The organism is Pedobacter endophyticus (assembly GCF_015679185.1).
In the GTDB taxonomy this organism is placed as follows: Bacteria; Bacteroidota; Bacteroidia; order Sphingobacteriales; family Sphingobacteriaceae; genus Pedobacter; species Pedobacter endophyticus.
In genome coordinates, this window is sequence record NZ_CP064939.1 from 3,579,441 (window position 1) to 3,591,006 (window position 11,566).

General features: G+C 41.2%; 9 protein-coding genes and 1 riboswitch. Of the genes, 5 read left to right on the forward strand and 4 right to left on the reverse strand.

Translation table 11 applies throughout. From position 1 onward, the window contains the following. Nucleotides 1-28 precede the first annotated feature (28 nt). Nucleotides 29-1,300 (forward strand): phosphoribosylamine--glycine ligase, encoded by a 1,272-nt coding sequence (gene purD / locus IZT61_RS14535; RefSeq protein ID WP_196097698.1) that lies wholly within the window; start codon nucleotides 29-31, stop codon nucleotides 1,298-1,300. 160 nt (nucleotides 1,301-1,460) lie between these two features. On the opposite strand, the gene IZT61_RS14540 is transcribed toward purD, so the two are convergent. Next, complete coding sequence (locus IZT61_RS14540; RefSeq protein WP_196097700.1) at nucleotides 1,461-2,615, reverse strand: TlpA disulfide reductase family protein; 1,155 nt, start codon at nucleotides 2,613-2,615, stop codon at nucleotides 1,461-1,463. Nucleotides 2,616-2,827: 212 nt separating this feature from the next. Continuing rightward, complete coding sequence (locus IZT61_RS14545) at nucleotides 2,828-4,009, reverse strand: formimidoylglutamase (protein WP_196097702.1); 1,182 nt, start codon at nucleotides 4,007-4,009, stop codon at nucleotides 2,828-2,830. 71 nt (nucleotides 4,010-4,080) lie between these two features. Between IZT61_RS14545 and IZT61_RS14550 the strand changes: the two genes are divergently transcribed. Both IZT61_RS14550 and IZT61_RS14555 read left to right on the forward strand, forming a co-directional pair. Then, complete coding sequence (locus IZT61_RS14550) at nucleotides 4,081-5,043, forward strand: NAD-dependent epimerase/dehydratase family protein (protein ID WP_196097704.1); 963 nt, start codon at nucleotides 4,081-4,083, stop codon at nucleotides 5,041-5,043. Next, the gene (locus IZT61_RS14555; protein ID WP_196097705.1) at nucleotides 5,043-6,344 is read left to right on the forward strand and encodes an HAD-IB family phosphatase; all 1,302 of its coding nucleotides are present in this window, start codon (nucleotides 5,043-5,045) and stop codon (nucleotides 6,342-6,344) included. The genes IZT61_RS14550 and IZT61_RS14555 overlap by 1 nt, the downstream gene beginning before the upstream one ends. Before the next feature lie 254 nt (nucleotides 6,345-6,598). Here the strand turns inward: IZT61_RS14555 and IZT61_RS14560 are convergent, their stop codons facing one another. Continuing rightward, entirely contained in the window at nucleotides 6,599-7,888 is a 1,290-nt protein-coding gene (locus IZT61_RS14560; protein WP_196097707.1) for a voltage-gated chloride channel family protein, read from the reverse strand. 18 nt (nucleotides 7,889-7,906) lie between these two features. Then, a riboswitch (Fluoride riboswitch) is annotated at nucleotides 7,907-7,969 on the reverse strand. A 64-nt stretch (nucleotides 7,970-8,033) separates the two neighbouring features. On the opposite strand from IZT61_RS14560, the gene IZT61_RS14565 reads away from it, so the two are divergent. Beyond that, nucleotides 8,034-8,999 (forward strand): tryptophan 2,3-dioxygenase family protein, encoded by a 966-nt coding sequence (locus IZT61_RS14565; protein ID WP_196097709.1) that lies wholly within the window; start codon nucleotides 8,034-8,036, stop codon nucleotides 8,997-8,999. Between the two features lie 147 nt (nucleotides 9,000-9,146). Continuing rightward, entirely contained in the window at nucleotides 9,147-10,211 is a 1,065-nt protein-coding gene (locus IZT61_RS14570) for a branched-chain amino acid aminotransferase (protein WP_196097711.1), read from the forward strand. Nucleotides 10,212-10,415: 204 nt separating this feature from the next. Here the strand turns inward: IZT61_RS14570 and IZT61_RS14575 are convergent, their stop codons facing one another. Continuing rightward, nucleotides 10,416-10,880 (reverse strand): DUF4920 domain-containing protein, encoded by a 465-nt coding sequence (locus IZT61_RS14575; RefSeq protein ID WP_196097712.1) that lies wholly within the window; start codon nucleotides 10,878-10,880, stop codon nucleotides 10,416-10,418. Nucleotides 10,881-11,566 lie beyond the last annotated feature (686 nt).

Sequence of the window (11,566 nt, forward strand, 5' to 3'; positions counted from 1 at the left end):
CCAAAGGTAAAATATTATCTTTGCCGATATGAATATCTTACTTTTAGGTTCAGGCGGTAGAGAAAGCGCATTCGCTTGGAAAATAAGCCAGTCTTCGCACTGCGATAAACTAATTATTGCCCCCGGAAACGGTGGTACAGGAGCATATGGCACCAACATCAATATCAACGTAAACGACTTCGATTCGATTAAAAAAGTAGTACTTACCGAAAATATTGAATTGGTAGTTGTTGGCCCCGAAGAGCCCTTGGTTAACGGTATTCATGATTTTTTTCTGGCTGACAGGGCCATTTCGCATATTCCTGTTATTGGCCCGAAAAAAGAAGGCGCAATTTTAGAGGGAAGCAAAGATTTTTCTAAACAGTTTATGGAGCGTCATGGCATTCCAACGGCCGCTTCAAAATCTTTTACACCCGAAACTTTGGCCGATGGTTTGGCCTATTTAGAAAACCATGCTTTACCAGTGGTATTAAAAGCCGATGGTTTGGCAGCAGGCAAAGGCGTTTTAATTTGTACAGAAACTATCGAGGCGCAAGAAGAGTTAAAACTCATGCTTGGCGGTAAATTTGGCGCAGCAGGTGCAACTGTTGTTATCGAAGAGTTTTTAAGTGGCATTGAACTTTCCGTTTTCATTTTAACCGATGGAGAAAACTATGTTACACTTCCATCGGCAAAAGATTACAAAAAGATCGGCCAGGGCGACACGGGTTTAAATACCGGCGGCATGGGCTCTGTTTCCCCTGTTCCATTTGCAACGCCAGAGTTTTTACAAAAAGTTGAAGAAAGAATTATCAAGCCAACTGTTGAAGGCTTAAAGAAAGATAACATTGATTACACAGGCTTTATTTTCTTCGGATTGATTAAAGTAGGCGACGATCCTTACGTAATCGAATACAATGCTCGTATGGGCGACCCCGAAACGGAAAGCGTTATTCCACGAATTGAGAACGATTTAGTGGAGTTGTTTATGGCTGCGGCCAACAAGCAATTAAGTCAGGTTGATTTGGTAATCTCTGAGCAAACAGCCGCAACCGTAATGATTGTTGCAGGCGGTTATCCCGGCGAGTATTTAAAAGGAAAAGCCATTACAGGAATCGAAAACCTGCGTCATTCAAATGCTTTCCATGCCGGAACATTATTAGAAAACGATGTGGTTAAAACAAATGGCGGTAGGGTAATCGCCATAACAAGCTTGCAGAGCGATCTGTTTACAGCTTTGCAATCCGCCACTGCCGATGCCGGACGCATTTACTTTGACGGTAAATATTTTAGAGAAGATATCGGCTTCGATTTGGTGTAAGTTAGCTTAGCATCGAATAAAAGCCTTTAAACTAAAGAAGTCAAGTTTCAAAAAAACTTGACTTCTTTTTTTATGCATTAAATTTTACAGAAAGTCATCCGGTGAATAGTTGCAGATTGCGTAATTATTTATCGGATGACTAAGTAATTCTTCAATAATTTTACTTCGATTTGTTTCCCAACAGCTCCTGAAGCTTATCTTGTAACGCTTGTTCTCTCAAACCTTTTGCAATAATTTTTCCGGTCGGATCAATTAAAAAGTTGGCTGGAATAGATTGTATGCCATACATTTTGGCAACCTCATTGCTCCATCCCTTTAAATCAGAAACATGTGTCCAGGTTAAGCTATCTGCTGCAATGGCCTTTTGCCAGGCCGCTTTCGTTGTTTTGGTGGTACCTCCATCTAACGAAACGCCTAAAACGGTAAAGCCTTTATCTTTAAATTTGTTATACGCAGCTACAACATTTGGATTCTCTTGACGGCACGGGCCACACCACGATGCCCAAAAATCTACAAGCACATATTTGCCTTTAAAATCTGAGAGTTTTACAGGCTTTCCTGCCGTATCAACTTGTGTAAAATCCATGGCCATTACGCCAACCGCAGTCTTTTTGCTTGCGTCGAACACCTGGGCAATTCTTTTACCAATGGGCGTTGTTTTAAGCTCAGGAGATAGTGCAGCAAAAGCTTTTTCTGCACCAACAGCCTGATCCGGATCGCCGGCCAACTGCCCAATGGCGCTTAAACTGATGTATGATTTAGGATTTGCGTTTGCAAATTGCAATAACAGTGCAGGCATTCCCTCCGAGGCTTTCTCGTAGCGAGCCCTCAAAGCATCCATGGTTTCCTTGTTCTGCTTTTGCTCCGTTGTGTAGCCAGCATATTCGGTATTTATCGCCATTAACTGATCGTTAACCGATTTTGTCAATGCCTTTAATTTTTTCGCATCATCATTAACTGTTGAGCCTGTAATTGTTGCATTTTTTAAAGAATCGGGGGCAGTTAACTTAATGTTTCCTGGTTCCACATAAAACGATAACCCATCTAATTTTTCACCCTGGGCCGGGCGATTAACAAAAGGATTTTTGTTCAAGTATAAACTGCCTTGTGTTGGAGCGTTTAAGCTTCCTTTAAAAGTAAAAGTACCGTTGGCTACTGTTGTAGAATCGGTTACATTTTTATCGTCGCCTTGATAAATCAGATAAACTTTGTCGCCAGTTTTTAAGCCTTTTATGTCACCGTTTAAGGTAAACGGTTTTTGCGCTAGTGCTGTCAATGGCAAAAGTGCCATTGCAGATAATAATATTTTCTTCATGAGATGAGTTAGTAGTAATAATTTCCAAGATAGGAAATATCTTTTTTTAAACGTAATTAATTGAAGTTAAATTATGTTAATTGTTCTTACAGGCAGTTGTTTGTATAAAATTATCGACGTAGTTTACAGCGCTAACTTTGAAATTGTACGGCCTTAACTTTGAAATTGTACAGCCTCAACTTTGAAATTGTACGGAAATTTTGGAGCTATTTTTAACTCAGTTTTTGATAGGTTCGCCACCACAAATCAGGCATTTCGCCATTTACTGCGGTTTGGTAATCATCATACCGGCACGGCACCAGGTGATAGCGTTCGTTTTTCGACTGGCCCGATGGATAGGGAACCTGCATCCACCAACGATCTGATTTTTTGCTTTTTACAAACATCATTTCGCCCGAGCCATCTTTCAAACTCGTTCGATAGATCATAAATTGCGATTTCGGTGTAAGCGGAAAGTCTTTCTTGCGGGCATAATAACCATCAATAAAGTACCAAACCATTTGCGCCAATAAAAAAGCAGTTTGGCCATTGTTATCATAAGCCGGATTAAACTCGTAAAAGCCAATAGAAGTGAGCTTATCATTCATTCCGGCATAACGGGCAATTCTGCAAGCTTCTTCACCATCGAAACCATTGGGCGTAGTGTTGGCATTTGCCGCCGCATCGGCCGAACGGATAGCGCCCAAATCAAAGCTAATCATGTTTGCGTTTCTTATAATTGGCTCCGTCAAGGTAATATCCTGGGCAAATTCGCCCAAACGATGAACATCAAAATAAAGCTTATCCATCATACTCAAACTCTCCTGATTTACAAAATAAGTTTGATAACCAATATTGCTATAGTTGAACAGATAATTGGGTTGGTGCAAAAAAATCTTATTTAAATAACAGTCTGATCGGGTTTGAATTCCCTCGCTTTCGTCATCGCCAATGTCAAACTGGTTATCGATTACTACAAGATCAACTTTCTGTTCCAGATCCTCGTAGCCCAAATATTGCCCATAAGTTAAATCCTGTCCTCCGCCGATAATAATCGGAACGATATCTTTTTTAATAAGTTCCGAAACAACCATTTTAAGTGCAATGTAAGTATCGGCAATGGTTGCGCCATGTTTAATGTTGCCCAAATCAACAATTCGGCTGGCGAAGGCGCCTTCGTTCAACTTATACAATTTCTCTCTAAAATAATCTGGCGCAAGTGCACAACCCTCATTATTAACCGCCCCCCGTCCATCGAGTACGCCGATGATCGCCAGATCATAAGTGTTTTCCTCAAAATCGGGAAATGATTCGGTGTAGATAGTTGCTTTTAGGCCAAGCTGACTTGTAAAAAATCCTTGCTTCGGGGTAAAGCTATCGGGGTTTAGTGGCGAAAAGAAATCCGTTAACGACATATATTTAAAACTCTCGCCTCAAATATCTATTTTTGAATGCGTATTTCCACATATAGCTACAAAAAAATAAAATGATACTGGTAACCGGAGGAACGGGATTTTTAGGGTCTGAATTAATAAAACAGTTGACCGATAAGGGCTTAGCTGTGCGGGCGCTAAAACGTGAACAATCCAAAATTCCGGCTCTGATTGCCAATAACAACTTAGTTGAGTGGTTCGTGGCCGATATAAACGAGCCGTCTGACCTGGAAGATGCTTTTGAAGGAGTTACAAAGGTGTTCCATTGTGCTGCCTTCGTATCGTTAAGTTCAAAAGATAAAAAGAGGCTTTTTCACGTTAACATCGATGGCACTTCGAACATCATCAATCTTTGTATCGAAAATAATTGCAGGCTGTTACATGTAAGTTCGGTTGCCGCCCTCGGTAACGCTAAAAAAGGCAATCAAATTACGGAAAGGGATTTTTGGGAATACGACGCCAAAGCGCATGCCTATGGGCTTTCGAAATATGAAGGCGAAATGGAGGTTTGGCGGGGAATAAACGAGGGATTGAACGCTGTTATCGTAAATCCATCGGTCATTATTGGTAAAAATGCAGGTTTTGAAGGTAGTGGGGCCATTTTTAAATTGATAAAAGACGGATTCGCTTACTATACTGATGGTGCATCGGGCTTTGTAGCTGTTGAAGATGTGGCCAGGGCAATGATTTTATTGATGGACGCGGAAATAGCGGGCGAGCGCTATATTATTTCTTCCGAAAACATTCATTATAAGGATTTATTTAAAGAGATAGCGGTTGGATTTGATGCCGAGCCACCTAAAAAAGAGGCTAAACCGTGGATGCTTGGCATAGCTTGGCGTGCCTTAAAACTCGCATCCGTTTTTACAGGTAAAGAGCCGGCGATAACAAAAGATACCGCAAAGAGCAGTGTAACATTAAGTTATTACAATAACAATAAAGTAATCGAGCAAACTGGAATTAGCTTTAAGCCCCTTGCTCAAAGTATAAAAGAAATTACCCAATTTTTAAAATAATGCCGAAACAGAAAGCTTACTACATTATCGATTTTGATAGCACATTTACCCAGGTGGAGGCACTTGATGAACTTGCCAGGATATCACTAAAAAATCATCCCGAAAAGGAAGCGATTTTTCAAAAAATTGAAGATTATACCAATTTCGCAATGGAAGGAAAGCTTTCTTTTTCAGAAAGCCTGGCTCAGCGGGTAAAGCTATTGCAAGCCAACGAAGACCATTTGAAGCAGCTGATAAAACATTTAAAGAAAAAGGTTTCTACTTCCTTTTCTCGAAATGCTGAGTTTTTTAAGAAGCATGCTGACGATGTTTTGATCGTTTCTGGAGGATTTAAAGAGTTTATTACGCCTGTTGTAAGCCAATACCATATAAAAAAAGAAAATATTTACGCCAATACCTTTGTAACTACCGGCGATGGAAATATTATTGATTACGACCATGCCAACCCACTAAGCGAAGAGGGTGGAAAGGTAAAGTTGCTGCAGCATTTAAAGTTGGAGGGCGAATTGTTTGGCATTGGTGATGGCTATTCGGATTTCCAGCTGCGGGAAAGTGGTTTGATCAACAAGTTTTTTGCTTTTACGGAGAATATCGCCCGCGAGAGCATTGTTGCCAAAGCCGATCATGTTACCCCAAGTTTTGATGAGTTTTTGTATGTGAACGATCTTCCGCGTGCAATTTCTTATCCAAAAAACAGAATCTTATGCCTTGTTATTGGCGACGTAGATCCGATGAGCATTGCCGTACTCAAATCTGACGGCCTATCTATCAGGCATAAAGCAACGTTCGAGGAGAAATACGTGAAGGACGTTGGAGTAATCCTTTTTGCTGATGGTGAAAAATTGGATAAGGAAAAGTTAAAGAACGCGGCCAAGTTGAAGACAATCGGCTATTTGGGCAATGCAAAAAATAAGATCGATCTTGAGCTTTGCACTAAGCAGGGAATCGTGGTTTTCGATGATCCTAAAAATAATCCCCGCAACATCGACTTTATTCCAAGGCGAGTAACGGATTTTATGAACACCGGAGCCACCTATTTGAGTAGCAACTTTCCGAATCTGCAACTGCCAAAAATTACAAAGTCGCACCGTTTGATCCATATTCACAGAAACGTTCCTGGCATAATGGCGCAAATAAATACGGTATTCGCACAGCATAACATCAACATTGTAGGTCAGTTTTTAATGACGAACGCACACATTGGTTATGCAATTACAGACATCAATGCAGAATACGACAAACAGCTGTTCAAATCGTTAAAAAAGATTGAGCATACCATCAAATTTAGGGTGCTGTACTAAAACGCGGCGCTGTCATTTTGAGTTTAAATATTTTCAGATGAATCTAAAATGATGTTCGTTTTAGAAGCGGACTCCTAAGAAAGGTCGTCATTTCGAGCGCAGCCGAGAAATCTCTACTAAAATTCAAAGATTTTCCTCCAAAGGAGCTCCTGTGGAGCACTTCGGTCGAAAGGACGGCTTCAATGGTTTTCGGCATGAATGATGTACCTATATGATGAATTCTTAGCGGCCTTGATTCGCCGGCGCAAAACCACTCACTTCAAAAACTGATGTCGCTTTAACAGCAAGTGCTTAGGACTTCCAATTTTTTGCGAGCGATAGATCCCGGTATGACCAGAAAATAGATATGCAGTAACACAGGCGAGTGCAATGTAAACGCCAGATGTATCGCCAAACAGCTCTATACCCATAAACACACAGGCCAGCGGCGTGTTTGCGGCCCCCGAGAAAACGGCGACAAAGCCCATTCCCGCGAGCAGGCCAACTGGCAATGGCATAAAAATACTTAAAAAACTGCCTAACGTGGCGCCGATAAAAAATAGCGGCGTTACTTCGCCGCCTTTAAAGCCGGCACCCAAAGTTAAAGCGGTTAAAAACAACTTCACCAAAAAAGTATAATAAGGCTCTTGCTGCGAAAATGATTCTGAAATAACGGGAATTCCCAAGCCGATAAATCGGGTGTTACCCAATAAATAAATAATCACAATGAGGATAAGCCCTCCTAAAACCGGCCGTAAAGGTGGGTATTTTATCTTGCCGAACAGCGTGGTTAAAAAATGGGTCAATGCAGAGAAACTTCTGGCCGCCAAGCCGAACGCGATGCCCGAAGCGAGCGCTAACAACAGGTTTAAGGTATTGAGATCCGGCACTTCGGCAATAACGTAATGCGTATGACCAACGCCCCAGGCTTTACAAGCATAATCGGCAATGACCGCTGAAATGAACGACGGCAAAATGGAGCTGTACATCAATGTACCCACCACAAAAACCTCAAGCCCGAAAACGGCCCCGGCCAGCGGCGTTCCAAATACGGAGGCAAAGCCAGCGCTGATGCCACAAATCAAGATTACTTTTCGATCTCTCGGCCTTAACTTGAAAATTTTTGTAAATTGATCGGCAAAGGCACCTCCGATTTGTACCGCTGTACCCTCTCTTCCCGCCGAGCCCCCAAATAAATGGGTAATAATGGTTCCGGCAAAAATCAGCGGCGCCATAATCAACGGAATAATCTTTTTTGGTGTGTGTAATTCTTCAATCAAAAGATTATTTCCCTTTACCACTTCCTTGCCCCAGTAATGAAAAGAAAGGCCGATAATTAATCCAGCCAATGGCAAAAGTGAGATGATCCAAAGATGGCTTTCGCGGTAATCGGTTGCCCAATTTAGCATCACTAAAAACAGGGCTGAAGCCGAGCCAACAGTTACACCAACCAGGGCCGAAAAAATGAGCCATTTTGCAGCATTTAAAAACACTAATCCGAAATCTTGCTTAATGAAGCGATTGATAGACAGAAGAAATCCTTCTGTTAAATTTTTAACAGGCATTGAATTCAATTTTAAATAAAAATCGTAGGAGTCATCAGCCTGTTTGGGCGGTTTTGGCGGTACCCCATCGCCATTGTTCCAAAAATATAGATTTTAGGCATTCCTACCAAAATCTTTATCACCTTTGTAATAATAAATCAAACTAATGGACTTCACACCAGAAATAAAGGACAAACTGAATCAACTGCAAGAGAAGTATACGGCTATGGGGCAAGACATGTCCTCCTATCTCGACGGCCTGCTTTATGCCGATTTTTTGACGTATTGGGATTATATCCATTTAGACACTTTGCTCAGCTTGCAAAGCCCCAAAACGCCATTCCCCGATGAGCAGATTTTTATTATGTATCATCAAATTACTGAGCTATACTTCAAACTTGCCTTACACGAGTGCCAGCAAATTTCAGCCCATGAAAACTTAACCGTGGCATTTTTTACGGCTCGAGTAAAAAGAATCAATGCTTATTTTAATGCCTTAACAACCTCATTCGAGGTAATGGTTGATGGCATGGAAAAAGAGCAGTTTCTAAAGTTTCGGATGTCTCTTTTGCCAGCAAGTGGGTTTCAATCGGGGCAATACCGGATGATTGAGATTTATGCCACAGATTTTATTCGCCTTGTTGATAAAAGTAAGCGGACCGCTTTAAGCACCGCAACCATAGAGGAACAGTTTGAGCACATTTACTGGAAATTTGGCGCTACAGAACTGGCATCGGGTAAGCAAACGTTAACTCTGAAGCAGTTTATCAAAAAATACGCAGCGCAATTTTTGCAGTTGGCAAAAGATAATATCTCGACCAATTTTGCTGCACTTTATCATCAACTGGCGGCCAACGGAGCCGATGTTTCTGCGCTTGCCGAAGAATTGCGTAAGCTCGATTTGTACGTCAATGTAGAATGGCCGCTTTCGCACTACAAATCGGCCGTTCGTTACTTAGAAAAAGACCCCGTCGACGTGGCCGCAACAGGCGGCACCAACTGGCAAAAGTACCTGCCTCCGCGTTTTCAAAAAAGAATTTTTTACCCTTTCTTATGGACAGATGACCAAATTGACGAATGGGGAAAAAGTTGGGTGCTTAGTGTGCTTAAAACACTCAAAAACAAAGAATAATATAACAAAAGCCTGTTAAATAAGTGCGCATTTTCGTTAACTTTGTCCGAAATAACCAATGATTGAATTAAAGAATGATAAAATGGTTGAATCTAGACGATGCAAATCAGTCATTCATTCAAATTCTCGCTTCAAAAATATAAAAGTATGACTGACACATTAGATATAAAAATTACCAAAGCTGCTCAAACACGTTTGACGGTTACAGATTTCTCTCAATTACCTTTCGGTAAAGTTTTTACCGACCACATGTTTACGGCCGACTTCGAAGATGGCGAATGGAAAAACCTGCAAATTCTTCCTTATGGTCCCATTCCGATGAGTCCGGCTATTTCGGCGCTTCATTATGGCCAGGCTATTTTTGAAGGGTTGAAAGCTTATCGCCAACCTGATGGTAAAATCAGTGTGTTTAGAGCTGATAAAAACTTCGAGCGTTTTAACAAATCTGCAGCAAGGATGTCTATGCCAACTATCCCTGAAGAATTATTTATGCAAGGTTTAGCGGCATTGATTAAGGCCGATGAGAAATGGGTGCCTAATCAAGAGGATTATGCATTATATATCCGTCCGGTGATGTTTGCAACCGACCCGTATTTAGGCGTAAAAGCATCAGATACTTACAAGTTTGCTTTATTGACAACACCAACGGGCCCGTATTACAGCTCGGCATTAAAAGTTAAAATTGAAACCGAGTTTACCCGTGCCGATGATGGCGGCGTAGGTTTTGCTAAAACTGCAGGTAACTATGCCCGGTCGTTATACCCTTTTGAGCAGGCTAAAAAAGAAGGCTTTGATCAATTAATCTGGACTGATTCTGCCAGCCATGAATATATTGAAGAAGCAGGAACGGCCAACTTAATTTTCGTAATTAATGGCAAGCTGGTAACGCCTTCGGTACGCAGCACAGTGCTAGATGGCGTAACGCGTGATACCATCATTAAACTTGCTAAAGAAGACGGAATCGAGGTAGAAGAACGCAGAGTTTCCGTCAAAGAAGTAATCGAAGGAATACAAAACGGAAGTTTAACCGAGGCCTTTGCAGCCGGAACAGCGGCAACCGTTACCCATGTTGGCGAAATTGGTTACGAGGGCGAAACCTATCAGTTAACAGATCCATCTACGCGTAACATTTCAAACGGAATAGCTAAAAAGCTAAATGACATCAGATATGGCTTAACCGCTGATGAATTTGGCTGGAATTGGATTTTATAAGTCCTTAAAAAACCTTAAAATATAAACGCCCCGTTACATTTTGTCACGGGGCGTTTTTGTTTCTAATCGTTAATGTCAATTATTAACACCAAGACGGGCTAATCGTTGTGCTAAAAGCCTCTTATGCTTTAATCTTTACGCTTTGGTCTTTGAACTTTACTCTCTGCGCTTTGGTCTTTCAGCTTTGAGCTTTGGTCTTTCAGCTTATTTCTCTAAAATCACTACACCTTTAGCCTCAAATGCCAGCTCCCTTTTGGGATCAGTAATTTTTGCAACTTCTTCGGGAGATCGCTTTGCATCTTCAGCATAATGGCGCAAGGTTTCTACAGAAATCGTCTGCTTTTTAGCAATACCATCCAGCACCACTGTTTTGCCAACAATGTCTTTAGGCATAAAAAAGGCATAATCTTTAAATGTAACCCGCATTGGGTCGCCATTTGGCATCGCCAGGGTCATCCAGCAACCTTTTTTCTTGCAAACATCTACCACCTTGCCCTCAATTTTCATATCCACAGTTTGCGAATCGCCCATGGCCGCCTCCATTTTTGATGCTGGCTTTACGTTGCCCGGCTTAACTTCCTCGCCAAACTTCTGTCCGGTGTAGGCAGTTTGGGCAAATCCAATAGTTGCGAATAAGCAAAAGGAAAAGCTTAAGATGATTTTTCTCATGGTGTTTTTACTATTAGTGTTACAGTTATTTATCTCAATCAAAGATATTTAAAATTTGTCTGAATAGTAAGTGCAAAAAAAATCCTCGTTAACTATCGCTAACGAGGAAAATCATCCCTATTGTTATAGATCACATCCCATGATGTACAACACTATATACTAGGCAAACCCTACGCCAAACTTTCTTAAATGGGATCGTGGTTCAGAATTAGCTAATAATCAATTTGTTATGTTCTTCATTTGTTCTATGCCAAATTGTGCTCAAATCATAACCGAGGAAAATCATCCCCAATGTGGGTAAAATTTTCCTTACACGCCCCAATTTGATTTGGGGTTTAATCACTATTATTCCTTTATAAGATCTTCCTGTTTTGCTGGGTATTCCCTTGTGATTACTTGTCATCGGATAACTTCGGGAGAGATCCTAATGCGCAATAAATTGGGCGCCGAGCATTAAGATTCCCGCCTGCGCGGGAATGACGGCGCAAAAAAAATGTCTCCACACTATAGGAGAAATCGGGACAGGTTGTCCATCGCAATCACGAAAACACTTCACTTTAACCTGTAACTATTTCTTTGCTTTTCCAAAACCTAATCTCTACCAATGACAGATTCTAAAATTTGGTCGTCTTTTCGACTGTAGCGTAGTCCCGAAATTTCGGGAGAGAAATCTTTTAAGCATCATT

Bases quoted from the DNA above. Each gene is read 5' to 3' on its own strand.
- purD (WP_196097698.1), top strand. From the start codon at position 29: ATGAATATCTTACTTTTAGGTTCAGGCGGTAGAGAAAGCGCATTCGCT.
- IZT61_RS14540 (WP_196097700.1), bottom strand. From the start codon at position 2,615: ATGAAGAAAATATTATTATCTGCAATGGCACTTTTGCCATTGACAGCA.
- IZT61_RS14545 (WP_196097702.1), bottom strand. From the start codon at position 4,009: ATGTCGTTAACGGATTTCTTTTCGCCACTAAACCCCGATAGCTTTACC.
- IZT61_RS14550 (WP_196097704.1), top strand. From the start codon at position 4,081: ATGATACTGGTAACCGGAGGAACGGGATTTTTAGGGTCTGAATTAATA.
- IZT61_RS14555 (WP_196097705.1), top strand. From the start codon at position 5,043: ATGCCGAAACAGAAAGCTTACTACATTATCGATTTTGATAGCACATTT.
- IZT61_RS14560 (WP_196097707.1), bottom strand. From the start codon at position 7,888: ATGCCTGTTAAAAATTTAACAGAAGGATTTCTTCTGTCTATCAATCGC.
- IZT61_RS14565 (WP_196097709.1), top strand. From the start codon at position 8,034: ATGGACTTCACACCAGAAATAAAGGACAAACTGAATCAACTGCAAGAG.
- IZT61_RS14570 (WP_196097711.1), top strand. From the start codon at position 9,147: ATGACTGACACATTAGATATAAAAATTACCAAAGCTGCTCAAACACGT.
- IZT61_RS14575 (WP_196097712.1), bottom strand. From the start codon at position 10,880: ATGAGAAAAATCATCTTAAGCTTTTCCTTTTGCTTATTCGCAACTATT.